A 19,823-nucleotide genomic window follows, 5' to 3' on the forward strand; every position below is an offset into this window, starting at 1 on the left:
CAGCGTCGCCACCTGGGAGCCCATCATCCATTCGACGCTTTTGTACATCCTGCTCGCCGCCACGATCTCGGGCGTGGGCAGCATCTTCGGGGCGGCGCTGCTGTCGCTGACGGTGGCGTCCCGCGTGGTCGAGCGCATGGTGAGCTTTTCGGTGGGTGTGCTGCTCGCCACCGCGCTGCTGCATTCGCTGCCGGAGGCGTTCGAGTCCGGCGCAGACCCGCGCGCGCTGTTCGGCACCCTGCTGGCGGGGCTGCTGGGCTTCTTCCTGCTAGAGAAGATCTCGCTGCTGCGCCACTCGCACCACCACGAGGGCGACGGGCACCACCACCACCACGGCCATGACCGCGAAGAAGCTGGACGCAGCGGCCTGACCATCCTGGTGGGCGATACCTTCCACAACTTTGCCGACGGCATCGTGATCGCGGCGGCCTTCCTGGCCGACCCGCATATCGGCGTGGTCACCGCACTGGCCATTGCCGCGCACGAAATTCCGCAGGAAGTGGGCGACTTCATCGTGCTGCTCAACGCGGGGTTCTCCAAGGCGCGCGCCTTCGCCTTTAACCTGCTGTCGAGCGTGGCGGCCATTGCCGGCGGCCTGGTCGGGTACTTCCTGCTCGACGAGATGAGCGGCTGGATCCCGTACGTGCTGGTGATTGCAGCCAGCAGCTTCCTCTATATCGCCGTCAGCGACCTGATGCCGCAGATGCAGCGCAAGCCGCGCTGGCGCGAGTCGGCGATCCAGGTGGTGCTGGTGGCGGCGGGGATTTCGGCGATCGTCTTTATCACCAACGGCGTGCACGAGCAGCACGGCCACGGGCACGGCAGCGCCGCGCCGGTGGCAACTTCGCACTAGGCCGGATCGTCACGCCCGGATCGTCAGGTGGCGGTCGCCACCGGGCGCGCCGGGTCGGCGCACCATTCGCTCCACGAGCCCGGATAGAGCGCCGCGCCACCCAGTCCGGCCGCTTCCAGTGCCAGCAGGTTGTGGCACGCCGTGACGCCCGAACCGCACTGCATCACCGCCTGCGCGGGCGCGCGCTGGCCCAGCACGGCGCCGAACTCGGCGCGCAGCGTTGCCGGCGACTTGAAACGGCCTTCGGCGTCGAGGTTGTCCTTGAAGAAGCGGTTGACCGCCCCGGGAATATGGCCGCCGACCGGATCCAGCGTTTCGTTCTCGCCGCGGAAACGGTCGGGCGCGCGTGCGTCGACCACCAGCAGCGCGGCGCGGTCGAGGTTGTCGAGCAGGGCGGCGGCGTCCACCGTCGGCACCAGCGGCTCGCGGCGCGAGATCGTGCCGGGAAACTCAGGCTCCGGGGTGGCCTCATGCTCCAGCGGCATGCCCGCCTTGATCCAGGCGTCCTTGCCGCCGTCCAGCACCGCGACCGCATCATGGCCGATCCAGCGCACCAGCCACCACAGGCGCGCGGCGAACATGCCGCCCTGCGCGTCGTACGCCACCACAGGGGTGTCATCTTCCACGCCCAGCGCCTGCAGCCGCGCGACGAAGTCGTCGGCGTCGGGCAGGGGATGGCGGCCGTTGCTGCCGGTCTTGCGGCCCGAGAGTTCGTTGTCCAGGTGCAGGTAGAACGCGCCCGGCAGGTGGCCGGCGTGGTACGCCTCGCGGCCGGCGGCAGGGTTGGCCAGGTCGAAGCTGCAGTCGATCACGACGCAGCGGCCGTTGCCGGCCAGCAGCGCCTGCAGTGCGGTGACGGAAATCAGCGGTTTCTGCATGGGAATCCTGTAGCGAGCGAAGGGAACGACAGCTTAATGGATACTGCACCTCGGGATGCTACACCTCGGGGTGCACTTCCGCCTCGGGCGACTTGACCGGCGTGGCCGGCGTCGGCTTGGCGTCGGTGCCCTGGCGGGCGCGCATCAGCGTGGTGGCGATGCCGCTGGCGATGATCAGCCCCATGCCCAGCCACGACAGCCAGTTCAGCTGGTCGGACCAGATCAGCATGCCCCAGACACTGGAAAAGACGATGCCGGCATATTGCAGGTTGGCGGTCAGCAGGGTGTTGCCGCGCTTGTAGGCGCGCGTCATCGCGGTCTGGCCCAACGTCGCCAGGATGCCGATGGCCAGCAACAGGCCGACGCCATACCAGGTATGCGGGCTGACGCCGGAGATCAGCATCCAGGCCAGGCCGGCGATCATGCCGACCAGCGAGAAATAGAACACGATGCGGCCCTCGGGCTCGCCCAGTTGGCCGAGCTGGCGCACCTCGACATAGGCCAGCGCGGTGAAAACGCCGGAGATCAGGCCGACCAGGCCGCCGGTGAGCTGGTCTTTGCCAACCGACGGCTGCAGCAGGCAGATCACGCCTGCAAAGGACAGCAGGATCGCCAGCACCAGGCGCCGGTCGGCATTGCCGGCAGTGCCGGCCAGGGCGGCGCTGGCGCCGAGGATCAGTGCGATCCATACCGGCGACATATAGTTCAGCGTCATCGCGGTCGCCAGCGGCAGCAGCGTGATCGAGGTGAACCACAGCATCAGCGCGGTAACGCCGAAGACGCTGCGCTTGATATGCGACAGCATGTACGGCGTGCGCACCGGCACGCCGCGCGACGACAGCAGCACCCACATGATGACCACGCTGATCAGGCCCCGGTAGAACACGATCTCGCCGGTGGTGTACAGGTCGGATGCCAGCTTGACGCCCACCCCCATCAACGAGAACGAGAAGGCGGCGAAAAGCATCCAGAGCGATTGCATGAGCGGGGGCGCGCAGGGCGAGGTGTGGCGTGGTGTTGCGAGGGGCTTGCGAAAGGCGCGGGCGGCGACGGCTCGGCCCGGCATTGCGGAGCAATGATTCTATCAGCGCACATCGCGCCCCAAAGCAAAACGGACCGCCGTGGCGGTCCGTGATGGCGCTAGCCGTGCGGTTATCGCACTAGCCTTGGTAAGACATGGCGCGGCGATACCACTCGTGGAAGTGCTGCATGCCATCTTCCATCGGCGACTGGTACGGCCCGACCTCGCTGGTGCCCCGCTTCAGCAGCGCCAGGCGGCCGGCGTCCATGCGCTCGGCGATCTCGTCGTCCTCGATGCAGGTTTCCATATAGGCGGCGCGCTCGGCCTCGACAAACTCGCGCTCGAACAGCGCAATTTCCTCGGGATAGTAGAACTCCACCACGTTGCGGGTCTTGCGCGGCCCCAGCGGATGCAGCGTCGAGATCACCAGCACGTTCGGATACCACTCCACCATGATGTTGGGGTAGTAGGTCAACCAGATCGCGCCGTGCTTGGGCAGCACGCCGTTGTTGAAGCGCAGCACCGCGTCGTGCCATTTCTGGTACGTCGGGCTGCCCGGGCGCTTCAGGCCCGCATGCAGGCCCACGGTCTGCACGCTGTGCCATTCGCCGAACTCCCATTTCAGGTCGTCGCACGAGACAAAGCTGCCGAGCCCCGGATGGAACGGCACGACGTGATAATCCTCCAGGTAGACCTCGATAAAGGTCTTCCAGTTGTAGTCACAGTCGTGCACTTCGACGTGGTCAAGCATGTAGCCGTCGAAGTTCAGGTCCTGCGCCACGCCCAGTCTGGCGAGGTCGGCACGCACATCGCGCTTGCCGTCGAACAGCAGCCCGTTCCAGTTCTGCAGCGGCGAGCGCTTCAGGTGCAGGCACGGCTGCTGGTCGAAATGCGGCGCGCCGAGCAGTTCGCCCTTGAGGTCGTAGGTCCAGCGGTGCAGGGGGCAGACGATGTTCTGCTTGTTGCCGCGGCCATTGAGCATGATGGCCTGGCGGTGGCGGCACACGTTGGACATCAGTTCCACGCCGGCGGCATTGCGCACCAGCATGCGGCCCTCGTCCTCGGCCTTGAGCGTGTGGTAGTCGCCGACCTCGGGAACCATCAGTTCGTGGCCGACGTAGCCCGGACCTTGCCTGAACAGCAGTTCCAGTTCTTGTTGGTGCAGCGTTTCGTCGAAGTAGACGCCGACGGGCAGTTGCGTATCAGCCGGCGCCAGCTTGAGCGCGGTGCTGAGATTGGACATTATCCCCACTCCCAGATGAACAGGTGAAAGCAGTGAACAACCCAACCATCGAAAATTGAATCGATTTGGGAAACACGGCCGCGGGTTGGAAGCATTCCATCGGGACCCCTGCGGCGAACGGGGGATTGTACCCGACCCAAAAAGTTAAGGGACTGATTTTTTTGCCTTTTTAGCGAAAAAGTCGACCCGGGTCGTCATCGGGGTGCCGTACCGGGCGCATTCGGAAAGACGACCCGAGCGCACAAGTCACATATGCCCCGACGCCACTCCGTTGCCACGCCATTGCTGTCCACTTACGCATGCTCAAGGATGGGGCAAGCGCTTGCTTTGGCGTAAAATCCGGGCTTCCCCATCCGGGTTTTCCCCCGGCGCCATATTCTCAGGGCCCTACATGCCAAAGACGACGACCGCTGCGGTCCAGACCGAAGACACCACCACGGCCTCCGCGCCACCCGCTTCCTATGAAGCGGCGATGGCCGAGCTCGAGACCCTGGTGGCCAGCATGGAGAGCGGCGAACTGCCGCTCGAGGCTTCGCTGGCGGCCTACCGCCGCGGCGCCGAGCTGGTGCGCTACTGCCAGCAGAAGCTGGAGCGCGTCGAGCAGCAGGTCAGGGTGCTGGAAGGCGAGGTGCTGAAGCCGCTCGCCGGCGAAGGCAACGGCGGCAACGGGATCCATGGCGCGCAGGAGGCGGACGAGGCATGACCGATTTCGCCCAGTGGATGCAGGCGCAGGGCGCTCGCACCGAAGCCGCGCTGCAAGCGGCGTTGCCCGACGCCAACACCGTGCCGCATACGCTGCACGAAGCCATGCGCTATGCTGCACTGAGCGGCGGCAAGCGCGTGCGGCCGCTGCTGGTGCACGCTGCCGGCGAGGTCAGCGGGGCCGACCCCGCCGCCTGCGATGCCGCGGCCTGCGCGGTGGAGATGATCCACGCCTACTCGCTGGTCCACGACGACATGCCGTGCATGGACGACGATGACCTGCGCCGCGGCCGGCCCACCGTACACAAGGCCTACGACGAGGCCACCGCGCTGCTGGTGGGCGACGCGCTGCAGACCCAGGCCTTCGTCGTGCTGGCCGGCGCCGAGGCGGTCGCCCCGGCGGCACGGCTGAAGCTCGTGGCGGAGCTGGCGCAGGCATCGGGTTCGACCGGCATGGCCGGCGGCCAGGCGATCGACCTGCAGAACGTGGGCCGCGCGATGACGCGCGCCGCGCTCGAGGCCATGCACCGGATGAAGACCGGTGCGCTGCTGCGCGCCAGTGTGCGCATGGGCGCGCTGTGTGGCGAAATCGACGCCAGCGGGCTGGCCGAGCTGGACAAGTATGCGGCGGCGGTGGGATTGGCGTTCCAGGTGGTTGACGATATTCTGGACGTCACCGCGGATACCGCCACGCTGGGCAAGACCGCCGGCAAGGACGCCGCGCATGACAAGCCGACCTACGTGTCGCTGATGGGCCTGGCAGCGGCGCGCGATCTGGCCGGGGCGTTGCGCACCGAGGCGCATGCGGCGCTGGCCGGCTTCGGCAGCCGCGCGGCCCGCCTGGCTGACCTGGCGGACCTGATCGTGCTGCGCACACACTGAAATGACGAGCCGGACGAAAGAAACCGGCGGCCGAACGGAAATCATGACCTACGCACTCCTCAAGAAGATTGACGCCCCCGCAGACCTGCGCAAGCTCGACCGGCGCGAGCTCCAGACGCTCGCGGATGAACTGCGCGCCTATGTGCTGGAGTCGGTCTCGCAGACCGGCGGCCACCTGTCTTCGAACCTCGGCACGGTCGAGCTGACCATTGCGCTTCACTACGTCTTCAACACCCCCGACGACCGGCTGGTGTGGGACGTGGGCCACCAGAGCTACCCGCACAAGATCCTGACCGGGCGCCGCGAGCGCATGGGCACGCTGCGCCAGTGGGGCGGCATCTCGGGCTTCCCGCGCCGCAGCGAGAGCAAATACGACACCTTCGGCACCGCGCATTCGTCGACATCGATTTCGGCCGCGCTGGGCATGGCGCTGGGCGCACGCACGCTGGGCGAAAAGCGCGTCTCGGTGGCGGTGATCGGTGACGGCGCCATGACGGCGGGCATGGCCTTCGAGGCGCTGAACAACGCGGGTGTGTACAAGGACCTGCCGCTGGTGGTGGTGCTCAACGACAACGACATGTCGATCTCGCCGCCGGTGGGCGCGCTCAACCGCCATCTGGCGCGGCTGCTGAGCGGCCAGTTCTACGCGGCAACCAAGAAGGGCATCGAGAAGGTGCTGTCGGTGGCGCCGCCGGTGCTGGAATTCGCCAAGCGCTTCGAGGAGCACGCCAAGGGCATGATGGTGCCGGCGACGCTGTTCGAGGAATTCGGCTTCAACTACATCGGCCCGATCGATGGCCATGACCTGAACTCGCTGGTGCCAACACTGCAGAACATCCGCGAGCGCGCGCTGGAAGGCGCCGGTCCGCAGTTCCTGCACGTGGTGACCAAGAAGGGCCAGGGCTACAAGCTGGCCGAGGCCGACCCGATCCTGTACCACGGCCCGGGCAAGTTCAACCCGGCCGAAGGCATCCGCCCGGCCGCCAAGCCGGCGCGCAAGACCTACACGCAGGTGTTCGGCGATTGGCTGTGCGACATGGCCGCCGCCGACAAGCGCCTGGTCGGCATCACCCCGGCGATGCGCGAAGGCTCGGGGATGGTCGAGTTCGAGCGGCGCTTTCCGGAGCGCTACTACGATGTCGGCATCGCCGAGCAGCACGCTGTGACCTTTGCCGGCGGCCTGGCGTGCGAAGGCCTGAAGCCGGTGGTAGCGATCTACTCCACTTTCCTGCAGCGCGGCTATGACCAATTGATCCACGACGTGGCACTGCAGGACCTGCCGGTGGTGTTCGCGCTGGACCGCGCCGGCCTGGTCGGCGCCGATGGCGCCACCCACGCGGGTGCCTACGATATCGCCTACCTGCGCTGCATCCCCAACATGATGGTGATGACGCCGTCGGACGAGAGCGAGTGCCGCCAGCTGCTGACCACCGCGTTCCACCAGGATTGCCCGACCGCGGTGCGCTACCCGCGCGGCTCCGGCCCGGGCGCGGCGATTGTTGCCGAACTGGCTGGCGTGCCGGTCGGCAAGGGCGTGGTGCGCCGCGAAGGCGCCGCGCGCGCCGGCCAGCGCGTCGGCTTCCTGGCCTTCGGCTCGATGCTGCATCCGGCCCTGGGCGCCGCCGAGGCGCTGGATGCAACCGTCGCCGACATGCGCTTTGTCAAGCCACTCGACGTGGAGCTGGTCAAGCGCCTGGCCGCCGGGCACGACTTCCTGGTCACGGTGGAAGAGGGCAGCGTGATGGGCGGCGCGGGCAGCGCCGTGCTCGAGGCGCTGTCCGAAGCCGGCATCGATATCCCGGTGCTGGTTCTGGGCCTGCCCGACCGCTTCGTCGATCATGGCGACCCGGCCTATCTGCTGCAGCAGTGCGGGCTGGATGCGGCCGGCATCGAGCGCTCGGTGCGGCAGCGTTTCGGCCTGGACCAGCCCAAGGTCTCTGTCGCTTCGCGCGTGGCCTGACCGCTGCCGGCGTTTTCACGATGTGATACCGGCGGCTGGCCGGGATCACCCGCGCCGGCCAGGGGATTTGGCCCTCGGCAACGAGTGCGTCCAAATTCCCTTAAACTCCCCCTTTTTGTGTTCGCAGCTGCGGGTCGGCGCACCCTGTGCCGGGTCCCGTGGTTTCACACTCGTTGCGTGGCATGGATGGACTGCGAAAATGCCGCGACCGTAAGGTCCTGTGCCAACCGCTGGCGCAGCCCTGGAGGAAACCGTAGATGAATGACATCAATCCCGCCTTCGTGATGCCCGACGTCCAGTCGAGCCTCGACACCCGCCAGATTCCCATCCAGCGCGTCGGTGTCAAGGGCGTGCGATATCCCGTGACCCTGAAGACCCCGACCGGCACCGTGCCGAGCGTGGGTACCTTCAACCTCGACGTGCACCTGCCGGCGGACCAGAAGGGCACGCACATGTCGCGCTTCGTCGCGCTGCTCGAAGAAGAGCGCGCGCCGCTGGAGCTGGCCAGCTTCCGCCTGCTGCTCGACAAGATGCTGGAAAAGCTGGAAGCCGAGGCGGGCCGCATCGAGGTCACCTTCCCGTACTTCATCAGCAAGATCGCGCCGGTGTCGGGCGTGGAGTCGCTGCTGGACTATGAGGTCACGCTGACCGGCGAAGTGCGCAACGGCCAGACGCGCGTGTTCCTGAAGGCAATGGTGCCGGTGACCAGCCTGTGCCCGTGCTCGAAGAAGATCTCGCAGTACGGCGCGCATAATCAGCGCTCGCATATCACGATGGACGTGGAACTGGCCGCGGAGCTGCCGGTGGAAGCGCTGGTGCGGATGGCCGAGGAAGAGGCATCGTGCGAACTGTGGGGCCTGCTCAAGCGCCCGGACGAGAAGTTCGTTACCGAGCGTGCCTACGAGAACCCCAAGTTCGTCGAAGACCTGGTGCGCGATATCGCGATGCGGCTGAATGCGGATGACCGCATCGTGGCTTATGTGCTGGAGGCGGAGAACTTCGAGTCGATCCACAACCACAGCGCGTATGCGGTGATCGAGCGGGACAAGCGGGTGAACTGATCCGGTTCTCGCCGATATGAAAAAAAGCCACCGCATGCGGTGGCTTTTTCTTTGGCTATTTGGCGAGCAAACCGTCAGGCTGCGGACGGCAGCCGGATATCCGCCAGGTCCCACCTCGGCGTCACGCCATAGCCATACTCGCGCCGCGCCAGTTCCGGCGCCGCCTGCAACCGCTTTGCGCCGGCAAACGCAATCATCGCGCCGTTATCGGTGCAGAACGCCAGGTCCGGATAAAACACGTCGATCCTGCGCTGCTTGCCGAGCTGGTCCAGCCGCTCGCGCAGCTGCCGGTTGGCGCCGACGCCGCCGGCCACCACCAGCCGCTTGTGGCCGGTCTGCTTGAGCGCCGCGAACGATTTGGCCGCCAGCACATCGACGATCGCGTCGACAAAGGCCCGCGCCAGGTTGGCCCGGTCCTGCTCGCAGGTATTGGACAGCTTGCGGGTTTGCGTCAGCACCGCGGTCTTCAGCCCGGCGAAGGAGAAATCGAGATTGCCCGAATGCAGCATCGGCCGCGGCAGCGCGAACGCATCCGGCGTGCCGAACTCGGCCAGCCGCGACACCTCCGGACCGCCGGGATACCCCAGCCCGAGTAGCTTGGCGGTCTTGTCGAAGGCCTCGCCCGCGGCATCGTCGAGCGTCTCGCCCAGCAGCGCATAGTCGCCGACGCCGCGCACGTCCATCAGCTGGGTATGCCCGCCGGACACCAGCAGCGCCACGAACGGGAACGGCGGCGGCTCGCGCGTCAGCAGCGGCGACAGCAGGTGGCCCTCGAGATGATGCACACCGACCATCGGCACGTTCAGCGCGAAGCCGAGCGCATTGGCGACCGAGGCGCCGACCAGCAGCGCGCCGGCAAGGCCCGGCCCCTGGGTAAAGGCGATGGCGTCGATGTCCTGGCGGGTGCGGCCGGCATCGGCCAGCACCTGCTCCAGCAACGGCAGCACACGGCGGATATGGTCGCGCGAGGCCAGTTCGGGAACCACGCCACCATAGTCGCGGTGCATGGCGATCTGCGAATGCAGTGCATGCGCCAGCAGGCCGGCCTCGGTGTCATAGAGGGCCAGCCCGGTTTCGTCGCAGGAAGATTCGATGCCGAGGACAAGCATGAGGAAGGATCCGAAGGCCGCCGCAACAGGCGGAACGGCCGTCGAAACAACAGGTTGCAGGAAAGCGGGCAGGGTAGCACAGCGGCGCGCGGCGTGCTTTTCGCTACAATCTGCCCTTTCTTTAGTGGTGGCAACAGATGGATTGGCGAGGCGGGCAATGAGCGGGGCGACGGGAACCCGGACGGGCCGGTATGACGTGGCCGTGCTGGGCGCGGGCGCGGCCGGCATGATGTGCGCCGCCGTCGCGGGCCAGAACGGCGCCAGCGTGGTGCTGGTCGATCACGCCACCAGGCTTGCCGAGAAGATCCGCATTTCAGGCGGCGGCCGCTGCAATTTCACCAACCTGCAGGCCGGGCCGGCCAATTACCTGTCGTCCAATCCGCACTTCTGCCGTTCGGCACTGGCGCGCTACACGCCGCAGGACTTCCTCGACCTGATGCGCCGCCACGGCATCGCCTGGCATGAGAAGCATCGCGGCCAGCTGTTCTGCAATGACAGCGCCGAGGATGTGATCGCCATGCTGCGCGCCGAATGCGACACCGGCCGCGTACGCTGGCAGACCGGTTGTTCGGTGACGGAAGTCCGCCGCGACGGCGATGACTTCGTGTTGCTGACCTCCACCGGCACGATCCGCGCCGGCGCACTGGTGGTGGCAACCGGCGGCCTGTCGATCCCCAAGATCGGCGCCACCGACTTCGGCTACCGCATCGCGCGCCAGTTCGGTCTGGGCCTCGCCGAAACCCGGCCGGCGCTGGTGCCGCTGACCTTCGACGGCAAGGACTGGGCCCCGTTCGCGCCGTTGGCCGGCGTGTCGCTGGAAGTCGATGTCGCCACCGGCAACGGCAAGATGGCCGGCGCGTTCCGGGAAGACCTGCTGTGGACGCACCGCGGGCTGTCCGGGCCGGCGGTGCTGCAGATCTCGAGCTACTGGAAGCCGGGCACGCCGATCGCCATCGATTTGTTCGACGGCGAAGACGCCGCGGCCTGGCTGCTGGAGCAGAAGGGCGGCAGCCGCAAGCACCTCGGCAACCTGCTGGCGCAGCGGCTGCCGGCGCGGCTGGCCGACGCATGGTGCGCGGCCGCCGGCGTCGATGCCGCCATGCCCCTGCACGATGTCACGGACAAGGGATTGCGCAAGCTTGGTGCATCGCTCAACGGCTGGCGCATCGTGCCGTCGGGCACCGAAGGTTATCGCAAGGCTGAGGTGACAATCGGCGGCGTCGATACGCGCGCGCTGTCCTCCACGACGATGATGGCGCGCGAGGTGCCAGGGCTCTATTTCATCGGCGAGGTCGTCGATGTGACCGGCTGGCTGGGTGGCTACAACTTTCAATGGGCCTGGGCGTCCGGCGTGGCGGCAGGCAAGGCGGTGGCCGAGGCCAGCCGCAGCGCGGTCGCGGGGCAATCCGTGGCCTGATCACCGGCCCTGCCTGGGCCCGGAACGCCGCTTTTCAGTGTCCGTTGCGCGCCACTTCCGTGCTCGGGGCTTGGTGCTACAATCCAGAACTTCGTAAAGCCGCTATCCCGAAAATCCTGATTTTCTGGCCAAATGACTACGATCCGTCTCAAGGAAAACGAGCCTTTTGAAGTCGCCTTGCGCCGTTTCAAGCGCACCGTCGAAAAGAACGGACTGATCCCTGAATTGCGGGCGCGCGAGTTTTACGAAAAGCCCACCGCCGAGCGCAAGCGCAAGAAGGCCGCCGCTGAAAAGCGCCATTACAAGCGTATCCGCAGCCAGATGCTGCCGAAGAAGCTGTACTGAACCGGGCCCCACGCTTGCATCAACCCGCTGTGGCGCACGCTTCGGCGGGTTTTTGCGTTATTGGCCTTGCAGCAGGCGGCTCTCGTCGCCACCTGTGAGTGTCCGCCCACTTTCTGGAAGATCACGATGTCCCTCAAAGCCCGTATCAGCGAAGACATGAAGACCGCCATGCGCGCCCGCGAAGCGGAGCGCCTTGGCACCATCCGCCTGCTGCTGGCCGCGATCAAGCAGCGCGAGGTCGACGAGCGCACGGAGCTTGACGATACTGCGGTGCTGGCCGTGGTCGAGAAGCTGATCAAGCAACGCAAGGATTCGATTTCCCAGTTCCAGCAGGCGGGCCGCCACGACCTGGCCGACAAGGAACTGGCCGAGGTCGAGGTACTGAAGGTCTATATGCCCGCCGCACTGTCCGAGGCAGAAGTCGCCGCCGAAGTCCAGCAAGCGGTCGCCGCCACCGGGGCGGCCGGGCCGCAGGACATGGGCAAGGTCATGGGCGTGCTCAAGGGCAAGCTCGCCGGCCGAGCCGACATGACGGCCGTGTCGGCGCTGGTCAAGGCGGCGCTGGCTCCGAAGTAAGTGCTGATTTAATCAGATATAGGCGTGATGCATGCCGGACCCATTGGATTCGGCGTAGATGCGCGGCGTTGATAACATTGCGGGCGGCCTGGGCGCGCTGCACTACAATATTCCGATAGCAACCGGGCGCCGCACCGGTCACGCATTCCTAGAAATTGCCTCCCGTCGCGGGACGGCCAAGCCTCAGGACGGTCAGTCGGGTGATTCCGCAATCCTTTATTCAGGACCTGCTCAACCGTGTCGACATTGTCGATGTGGTGGGCAAGTATGTGCAGCTGAAGAAGGGCGGCGCGAATTTCATGGGGCTGTGCCCCTTCCACAATGAGAAATCGCCGTCGTTCACGGTCTCGCCGACCAAGCAGTTCTATCACTGCTTCGGGTGCGGCGCGCATGGCTCGGCCATTGGTTTCCTGATGGAGTACTCTGGCCAGTCGTACCCGGAAGCGGTGCGCGAACTGGCCCAGTCGGTCGGCATGACCGTGCCGGAAGAGCGCGACCGGCTGCCGCCGGGCCAGCGCGCCGAACAGCAGGCCCGCTCGGTGGCGCTGTCCGACGCCATGACCCGCGCGACCGACTTCTACCGCCGGCAACTGCGCACCGCGCCGCAGGCGATCCAGTACCTGAAAGGGCGCGGGCTGACCGGCGAGATCGCCGCGCAGTTTAGCCTGGGCCATGCGCCAGACGACTGGCAGGGCCTGGAAGCGGTGTTCGGCAGCTATCGCGACGACAATATCGCGGCGCCGCTGGTCGAATCAGGACTGCTGATCGAAAGCGACAAGCGCGATCCCGACGGCAAGCCGCGGCGCTATGACCGCTTCCGCGACCGCATCATGTTCCCCATCCGCAACACCAAGGGGGCAGTGATCGGCTTCGGCGGCCGCGTGATGGGGCAGGGCGAGCCCAAGTACCTGAACTCGCCCGAAACTCCGCTGTTCAGCAAGGGGACCGAACTGTACGGCCTGTTCGAGGCGCGCCATGCCATCCGGGAAACCGGATACGTATTGGTGGTCGAAGGGTATATGGACGTCGTGGCGCTGGCCCAGCTCGGTTTTGCCAATGCCGTCGCCACCCTCGGCACGGCATGTACTCCAGTGCACGTGCAGAAGCTCCTGCGGCAGACCGACGCGGTGGTGTTCTCGTTCGATGGCGATGCCGCCGGACGCCGTGCGGCGCGAAGAGCACTCGAAGCCTGCCTGCCGCATGTGGCGGACAACAAGACCATCCGCTTCCTGTTCCTGCCGGCCGAGCACGATCCCGACAGCTACGTGCGCGAAGAAGGCACCGAGGCCTTTGCCACGCAGGTGCGCAACGCCATGCCGCTGTCGCGCTTCCTGCTGCAGTCGGTGACCGAAGAGCTTGACCTGCGCCAGCCCGAGGGCCGCGCCCGGGCCCAGTACGAGGCCAAGCCGCTGCTGCAGGCGATGCCGGCCGGCGGGCTGCGGCTACAGATTGTGCGTGAACTTGCCGATGCAACGGGTACGACACCCGCCGAGATCGAAGCCATCTGCGGCCTGCGCAGTGATCCGGCCCGGGTGGGCCGCTTTGAGAAGCCGCGCCCGCGGGCACGGCGGCAGGCGCCCACCGGCCTCGAGCAGCGCGTGATCCAGTTGCTGATGTGCTATCCGGCACTGTCCGCGCGGCTCGACGACGACGCGCGTGCCTTGCTGCTGGACGGCGAAGGCGGCATGGGCGGGGAGAGCGAAGTGCTGACGCACTTGGTGTCGACGTGCGACGGCCTGGAGGGCGAGGTGAATTTCGCGGCATTCAGCGAGCAGCTGGCCCAGTCGCCATATGCCGAGCTGTACGCGGCCGCGCGTACCGCCGTGCTGAAGGAGGAGATCGAAGAGGCACCTGCCACGCAGGAGTTCGATGCGGCCATCACCAAGCTTCTGGCCGAGCCATTGCGGCGCGAACTCGACATGCTTCAGGCTGAAGTGGTGGCAGGAACCGCCGATGAGGCGGCCAAGCAGCGCATGCGCTGGCTGGTGGGGGAGATCCACCGGCGGCGTCAACTTGGCTGAAGCGTCGCGGCGCAACGGCTATCAACCTGGAGGCAGTATCAGGCGTTGGATGAGGGACTAGGCCGGCACCGCCGAGCTTAAGCCTTGATTTTTCAGGTGAAAACCTCACCTGACAGGAAGCCGGCTATCCGTGGCGTGCTACAATAGCCGGTTTGGATTGCGAAATCTTTCTTCCCAGTTCTGGTGAAAGTGAGCGTGCCAATGGCAAAGGCCAAAGCAACCGAAAAGGTTACAACGAAGGCTCCCCAATCAGGGGGCGGCAAGGCGTCTGCAAAAACGACGGCGGCGAAGACATCGACCGCGCCAGTCAGGACACCAGCCCGGTCTGCGCCATCCAAGTCCGTGCGTAGCGCGCAAGCGCCCGCCGTGACGACTCCTGCCAGGACTCGCACATCCAAGGAAACACAGGCCTCGACTTCGGCACGCGAGGGCGCCAGTACGAGCGGCAAGGTTGCCGTGTCTGCACCAGTGAAAGGCAAGAGTATCACCGTGGCGAAACAGCAGAATACCGAAGTCGAGAGCAAGCGAGCGGCAGCAGCCGGCGCCAAGAGCGGAGCCGCCAAGGCGGATAGTACCGCCACGGCATCCAAGGCGCGCACCGCGACCCCTGCATCCGTTGCATCCGAGCGTCCCGCTGCCCCGGCAATCAAGCCGGAGCCGAAAAAGCGCGGCCGCAAGCCCAAGGCCGAGATGCAGCACGACGACAGCACAACAGACGACGTGACTGAAGAGTTTTACGAGAACGACATGCGTGCTGCGACGCCCGCGGCCGCGCCGAAGACCGAAAAGCAGAAAGCCAAGGACCGCAAGGCCAAGGAAAAGGCCCTGCTCAAGGAGTTCGCCTCGACCCAGCAGGGGACCGAAGAGGAGCTCGAGCTGCGTCGCCAGAAGCTCAAGGCGCTGATCAAGCTGGGCAAGTCGCGGGGCTACCTGACCTACGCGGAGATCAACGATCACCTGCCGGACGACATGGTCGATTCGGAAACGATCGACACGCTGGTCGCAACGCTGAACGACATCGGCATCGCCGTCTACGAACAGGCGCCGGATGCCGAGACGCTGCTGCTCAACGACAACGCGCCGTCTGCCACCAGCGAGGAAGAAGCCGAGGAAGAGGCCGAAGCGGCCCTGTCTACGGTTGACTCCGAGTTCGGCCGCACCACCGACCCGGTGCGCATGTACATGCGTGAAATGGGCACGGTTGAGCTGCTGACCCGCGAAGGCGAGATCGAGATCGCCAAGCGCATCGAAGCCGGCCTGAAGGACATGGTGATGGCGATCTCGGCTTGCCCGGTCACCATCTCCGAGATCCTGGCTCACGCCGAGCGCGTGGCCAACGACGAGATCAAGATCGACGAATTCGTCGACGGCCTGATCGACCCGAACGCCGAGGAAGCCCCGGAAGCGCCCTCGGCCCCTGCCGCGGCGTCCGACGACGAGGATATCGAGTCCGACGACGACGAGGAAGACGACGAGGAAGAAGACGACGAAGGCGATGCCGGCGCCGGTGCCTCCGCGCGCCAGCTGGAAGAACTGAAGCAGAACGCGCTGGAAAAATTCCGCGTGATCGCCGAGCAGTTCGACAAGATGCGCCGTGCCTTCGAGAAGGAGGGCTACAAGTCCAAGCCTTACGTCAAGGCACAGGAAGCCATCCAGGCCGAGCTGATGAGCATCCGCTTCACCGCCCGCAACGTCGAGCGCCTGTGCGACACGCTGCGCGGCCAGGTGGACGAAGTGCGCAAGCTCGAGCGATCGATCCTGAATATCGTGGTCGACAAGTGCGGCATGCCGCGCTCGGAATTCGTCGCCCGCTTTCCGGGCAACGAGACCAACCTCGAGTGGATCAGCACTGTCGTGGCCGACGGCAAGGGCTACAGCGGCATTGTCGAGCGCAACGTGCCGGCCGTGCACGAGCTGCAGCAGAAGCTGATCGACCTGCAGTCGCGCGTGGTGCTGCCACTGAAGGAACTGAAGGGCGTCAACCGCAAGATGGCCGAGGGCGAGCGTCGTGCCCGCGAAGCCAAGCGCGAGATGACCGAGGCCAACCTGCGCCTGGTGATCTCGATCGCCAAGAAGTACACCAACCGCGGCCTGCAGTTCCTCGACCTGATCCAGGAAGGCAACATCGGCCTGATGAAGGCGGTGGACAAGTTCGAATACCGCCGCGGCTACAAGTTCTCGACGTATGCCACGTGGTGGATCCGCCAGGCCATCACGCGCTCGATCGCCGACCAGGCGCGCACCATCCGTATCCCGGTGCACATGATCGAGACGATCAACAAGATGAACCGCATCTCGCGCCAGATCCTGCAGGAAACCGGTAATGAACCGGATCCGGCAACGCTGGCCGAGAAGATGGAGATGCCGGAAGACAAGATCCGCAAGATCATGAAGATCGCCAAGGAGCCGATCTCCATGGAAACGCCGATCGGTGACGACGACGACTCCCATCTGGGCGACTTCATCGAAGACACCAACACGCTGGCCCCGGCCGAAGCGGCGCTGCACGGCTCCATGCGCGACGTCGTCAAGGACGTGCTGGACTCGCTGACGCCGCGCGAAGCCAAGGTGCTGCGCATGCGCTTCGGCATCGAAATGAGCACCGACCATACGCTGGAAGAGGTCGGCAAGCAGTTCGACGTCACGCGTGAACGGATCCGCCAGATCGAGGCCAAGGCACTGCGCAAGCTGCGCCACCCGAGCCGCTCCGACAAGCTGAAGAGTTTCCTGGAAGGCAACTAAACGCTTCCAAGGGCCTCTAGCTCATGCCTGGTTAGAGCAGCGGACTCATAATCCGTTGGTGCCGTGTTCGACTCACGGGAGGCCCACCATATTCCTGAAAGCACAAGGGGTTACGTTGATACGTAACCCCTTGTTGTTTGTAGAGTCAACGATGCTCCGACGTTGGTTCCATTTTCAGCGCCAATGTGGGTGTCCAGGGACTATTTTTCCGCTTTCAATGAAAACTCGAACGGAATCTCAGGCTGCGCGAATCGCAATCTAATCGCGTCTGAGGTCGGCACAAAACGCTGATTCGTGAACGTGTAATAGGAGATCAGCAAGCCGACACGTGACACCTCTGCGCTATTAAAGAGATAGCTGTTCTTCGGAAATGCAAGTCGCGTATTCTTCGTTTTTCTGATCGCCCGGCAGGATGAGAGCAGGCTGGGCAGATGTAAGAAGCTTGGCTTTCCCTGATGAGCTAGCGGGTCTATCAGCAGGTAGATTTGCTTGTGACGATCAGCTTCGCCAGACCCATTGCTATCACCTTCGAGGCAGAGAACAGATGGGCGAGCCCGAGTTCGAGAGGTAACGAATACAACGACGCTACCCGGGTCAATCGGGGAAGCATGCTCATCCGGGAACGTTATCGCGCGCGAATAAGAAAAGGATTTTCCGTTAATTGTCATATGATTCGAAAAAACGGAAATACGTGCAGTCTTTCCATTAATAGACCCTGTTATTGTTGCGTGAATTCCCTTTCTGTCGGAGTAAAGGGTGTGGTGATCTGTTTCGATTGGTTGGTAAAAGATCGCACCTGGCCGGCTTGCATAGAATGCATCATAATCATCATATACTTCCGCAGCCTGCGCGGTACCAGCGAGGACGGGAATCAATACCGGCACGAACGTTATAAATTTCATCGGTAAGCCTTTCCGCCAGTTGCCTTCAGATAGTCGGGATTATGCTGCCAGAAAATGGTGCTTCCGTGCGCGGAGGTCGATATCCACACCGAGTCGTAACGGCCGCGCTCACCGCCCTCTACTACTTTTCCCGTTTTTTTATCGACAATCTTCCACCGAATGACAATGTTGCATCTATGTTCGGCGACGCCGAAGATATTGTGAGCGGGGCTTCCCCATTTTTCGATTTACCTGAACCGTGAAACTGCTCTGGCTATGGATGACGGTCGGATGAATACTGCATTTGCAATAGACTCGAGCGCCGCTCACCAAAATCTGTTTTCCGCCTATGTCAAAATCTGGGTGGCAGTCGTTCATCACAGGCCCGCCGGCCTTGCATGCCGGGCAAGTTGCATGGTCCCCCTCGATACCTACGGCCCTGTCATGGTGAAACAGGCTTTGACCGGTGGCGATGAGTTTTCCGCCTGTACTCGTCTTATCTCCGTTTCGCAGTGCATAGCGCATATCCGACATCACCGCTCCTATCAGGAATATCTGGAACTCATCAGCGCCTTGAAGGCTGCAAATGCGCCTCATCTTTCCAGAATCGGGTTCCGCTAATCATCGGATCTTTCCGAATCGCAGTGAAGTAAAGGATGTTGGAAGTCAGTTGAATGAAATTGCCGAACTGGCTGAAACAGCTGCGTGAGAGACTCCTGGCTCGGGACAGTGTGAACAGTCCAGTGTTCCGCGTGAAGGCGTTGTACGGGAAGCTGTTGAAAAAAAGGAACTTTGGCCCTCGCAACGATGGACTAAGGTATTCGGATGCAACGTGTTCGCAACCGATCAACCCGACGAGGAGTCAGATCCATGTCTTATATCGACGGATTCTTGCTGGCCGTGCCGCAGGCCAATCGCGAAACCTACCGCCAGGTGGCGCAGAAGGCCGCAGCGGTGTTCAAGGAGCACGGCGCGCTGAAGGTAGTGGAATGCTGGGGTGACGACGTGCCGGAAGGAAAGGTGACGTCCTTCACCATGGCGGTCAAGCGCAAGGACGATGAGGCGGTGGTGTTCTCGTGGATCGTCTGGCCTTCAAAGGAGAAGCGCGACACAGGCATGAAGGCGGCGATGGCAGACCCGCGCCTGAAGGAAGGGATGGACCCGATGCCGTTCGATGGCCAGAGGATGATCTACGGCGGCTTCGAGGTGATTGTCGACGAGTAAGGCGCGTAATGAGCAGCAGCGACAAGCACCGCGCCGGCGTGGCGGCGCGGTGCCCGGGCAAGCTCAGATCAGATTAGGTGAAAGACCATGCTGAGGGCGATCGCGCCGCCTACGGTTTCCACTGCTGCGAGGGCAAGAAGGTTCTTCAGTACGAATGCATCTTCTTTTTTCGTCACCATGGTCTGTCTCCCCTGTCATTGGAATCGTCTTGGTGCTCCATCGACTGCGGCGATACGCCGCGTTGGCTGTGCCCTGTCAATGTGATATCAGTAGACCGCATGCGCGGCAGGGCGGGAAGCTGGCGGAAACCCGCTCGGAGAAAACCCCGATTCCACAGCCGCCGGGCGCGAGTGATGATTGACAGGCTTTGCAGGCAGCGCCAGGCGCGCCGCTGGCGCCATGTTCCCGGCCGCACAAAAGCCCGCATTTGGGTGATGTGCGCCGCGACGCGATCGGCCAAGATCACTGCGTGGGTAATCGGAAGGTTGCCCCGCTACCACTTGAGCCCCGCTGCCCTCCCCGGTACGCGGGGCTTTTTCATCGCGAGCCAGCAGGGTCAGGACATTCCCGGTCTACACGCTGCTGGTGCCGCGGCCTACGACCTGTCCCTCGTGATGGTGGGTCACCAACCGGGCAGCAGAAGATGCTGGGCGCCGGCACTGTCACCTATTTGCCGCCGGAGCAGCTGGCGGCGCGCATGAGCGGCACTACAAGAAGTGGGGCAAGGTAACAATAACGGCATCCGCTGCGATTGAGTCACCTGGATGCCGTGCTGGCGGTCCGGCGGATTCCCCTAGGCCGCCTGTTGTGCAGGCTGGGCCGGCTGACTCGCCGGCCGCGGCGGCAAGGGCAGAACGGCGGCCAGGCCAAGGAACTGGCTCGAAGTGCGCAGGAACTGCTGGCAGGTC

At 64.5% G+C, this 19,823-nt stretch carries 18 protein-coding genes and 1 tRNA gene; 12 read left to right on the forward strand and 7 right to left on the reverse strand.

Annotated features, from left to right (window positions below):
* Positions 1–40: 40 nt before the first annotated feature.
* A complete protein-coding gene (locus J8I82_RS17960; RefSeq protein WP_245179864.1) occupies positions 41–853 on the forward strand; it encodes a ZIP family metal transporter in 813 nt (270 codons plus the stop codon).
* Positions 854–876: 23 nt separating this feature from the next.
* Here J8I82_RS17960 and J8I82_RS17965 read toward each other — a convergent pair whose 3' ends face one another.
* From J8I82_RS17965 to J8I82_RS17975, 3 genes are all read right to left on the reverse strand, one after another.
* Positions 877–1,731, reverse strand: coding sequence for a sulfurtransferase (locus tag J8I82_RS17965; protein ID WP_209759861.1), 855 nt, complete (start codon positions 1,729–1,731; stop codon positions 877–879).
* Positions 1,732–1,789: 58 nt separating this feature from the next.
* The gene (locus J8I82_RS17970) at positions 1,790–2,713 is read right to left on the reverse strand and encodes a DMT family transporter (protein ID WP_029045545.1); all 924 of its coding nucleotides are present in this window, start codon (positions 2,711–2,713) and stop codon (positions 1,790–1,792) included.
* 178 nt (positions 2,714–2,891) lie between these two features.
* Entirely contained in the window at positions 2,892–3,995 is a 1,104-nt protein-coding gene (locus tag J8I82_RS17975; protein ID WP_209759863.1) for an aromatic ring-hydroxylating oxygenase subunit alpha, read from the reverse strand.
* A gap of 391 nt (positions 3,996–4,386) precedes the next feature.
* Here J8I82_RS17975 and J8I82_RS17980 point away from each other — a divergent pair, with 391 nt between their 5' ends.
* From J8I82_RS17980 to folE2, 4 genes are all read left to right on the forward strand, one after another.
* A complete protein-coding gene (locus J8I82_RS17980; RefSeq protein WP_209759865.1) occupies positions 4,387–4,698 on the forward strand; it encodes an exodeoxyribonuclease VII small subunit in 312 nt (103 codons plus the stop codon).
* On the forward strand, positions 4,695–5,579 hold the full coding sequence (locus tag J8I82_RS17985) for a polyprenyl synthetase family protein (protein ID WP_209759867.1): 885 nt from the start codon (positions 4,695–4,697) through the stop codon (positions 5,577–5,579). The genes J8I82_RS17980 and J8I82_RS17985 overlap by 4 nt, the downstream gene beginning before the upstream one ends.
* 43 nt (positions 5,580–5,622) lie before the next feature.
* Positions 5,623–7,539, forward strand: a complete 1,917-nt coding sequence (gene dxs / locus J8I82_RS17990) for a 1-deoxy-D-xylulose-5-phosphate synthase (protein ID WP_209759869.1) — start codon at positions 5,623–5,625, stop codon at positions 7,537–7,539.
* Positions 7,540–7,796: 257 nt separating this feature from the next.
* Positions 7,797–8,600, forward strand: a complete 804-nt coding sequence (gene folE2, locus J8I82_RS17995; protein WP_209759871.1) for a GTP cyclohydrolase FolE2 — start codon at positions 7,797–7,799, stop codon at positions 8,598–8,600.
* A gap of 74 nt (positions 8,601–8,674) precedes the next feature.
* Here folE2 and tsaD read toward each other — a convergent pair whose 3' ends face one another.
* Positions 8,675–9,709: a tRNA (adenosine(37)-N6)-threonylcarbamoyltransferase complex transferase subunit TsaD gene (gene tsaD, locus J8I82_RS18000; protein WP_209759873.1), complete on the reverse strand. Its 1,035-nt coding sequence runs from the start codon at positions 9,707–9,709 to the stop codon at positions 8,675–8,677.
* A gap of 157 nt (positions 9,710–9,866) precedes the next feature.
* Here tsaD and J8I82_RS18005 point away from each other — a divergent pair, with 157 nt between their 5' ends.
* The 4 genes from J8I82_RS18005 to dnaG all read left to right on the forward strand — a co-directional run bounded on the left by J8I82_RS18005 (position 9,867) and on the right by dnaG (position 14,068).
* Complete coding sequence (locus J8I82_RS18005; RefSeq protein ID WP_209759875.1) at positions 9,867–11,126, forward strand: BaiN/RdsA family NAD(P)/FAD-dependent oxidoreductase; 1,260 nt, start codon at positions 9,867–9,869, stop codon at positions 11,124–11,126.
* A gap of 132 nt (positions 11,127–11,258) precedes the next feature.
* On the forward strand, positions 11,259–11,471 hold the full coding sequence (gene rpsU, locus J8I82_RS18010; RefSeq protein WP_209759877.1) for a 30S ribosomal protein S21: 213 nt from the start codon (positions 11,259–11,261) through the stop codon (positions 11,469–11,471).
* Between the two features lie 126 nt (positions 11,472–11,597).
* Positions 11,598–12,047, forward strand: coding sequence for a GatB/YqeY domain-containing protein (locus tag J8I82_RS18015; protein ID WP_209759879.1), 450 nt, complete (start codon positions 11,598–11,600; stop codon positions 12,045–12,047).
* Between the two features lie 200 nt (positions 12,048–12,247).
* A complete protein-coding gene (dnaG, locus tag J8I82_RS18020; RefSeq protein ID WP_209759880.1) occupies positions 12,248–14,068 on the forward strand; it encodes a DNA primase in 1,821 nt (606 codons plus the stop codon).
* Positions 14,069–14,160: 92 nt separating this feature from the next.
* Here dnaG and J8I82_RS18025 read toward each other — a convergent pair whose 3' ends face one another.
* On the reverse strand, positions 14,161–14,547 hold the full coding sequence (locus tag J8I82_RS18025) for a hypothetical protein (RefSeq protein WP_245179868.1): 387 nt from the start codon (positions 14,545–14,547) through the stop codon (positions 14,161–14,163).
* On the opposite strand from J8I82_RS18025, the gene rpoD reads away from it, so the two are divergent.
* Both rpoD and J8I82_RS18035 read left to right on the forward strand, forming a co-directional pair.
* On the forward strand, positions 14,537–16,810 hold the full coding sequence (gene rpoD, locus J8I82_RS18030) for an RNA polymerase sigma factor RpoD (protein ID WP_209759882.1): 2,274 nt from the start codon (positions 14,537–14,539) through the stop codon (positions 16,808–16,810). The genes J8I82_RS18025 and rpoD overlap by 11 nt on opposite strands.
* A 10-nt stretch (positions 16,811–16,820) precedes the next feature.
* Positions 16,821–16,899 (forward strand) — tRNA-Ile (locus J8I82_RS18035).
* Between the two features lie 111 nt (positions 16,900–17,010).
* Here J8I82_RS18035 and J8I82_RS18040 read toward each other — a convergent pair.
* Together J8I82_RS18040 and J8I82_RS39625 are read right to left on the reverse strand one after the other, a co-directional pair.
* Positions 17,011–17,712 (reverse strand): hypothetical protein, encoded by a 702-nt coding sequence (locus tag J8I82_RS18040; RefSeq protein WP_209759884.1) that lies wholly within the window; start codon positions 17,710–17,712, stop codon positions 17,011–17,013.
* A 174-nt stretch (positions 17,713–17,886) separates the two neighbouring features.
* A complete protein-coding gene (locus J8I82_RS39625) occupies positions 17,887–18,288 on the reverse strand; it encodes a PAAR domain-containing protein (RefSeq protein ID WP_431831556.1) in 402 nt (133 codons plus the stop codon).
* A gap of 273 nt (positions 18,289–18,561) precedes the next feature.
* Between J8I82_RS39625 and J8I82_RS18050 the strand changes: the two genes are divergently transcribed.
* Complete coding sequence (locus J8I82_RS18050) at positions 18,562–18,915, forward strand: DUF1428 domain-containing protein (RefSeq protein WP_209759888.1); 354 nt, start codon at positions 18,562–18,564, stop codon at positions 18,913–18,915.
* Positions 18,916–19,823: the final 908 nt, after the last annotated feature.

The sequence above is a fragment of the Cupriavidus consociatus genome, from assembly GCF_017814975.1.
Classification (GTDB): Bacteria; Pseudomonadota; Gammaproteobacteria; order Burkholderiales; family Burkholderiaceae; genus Cupriavidus; species Cupriavidus consociatus.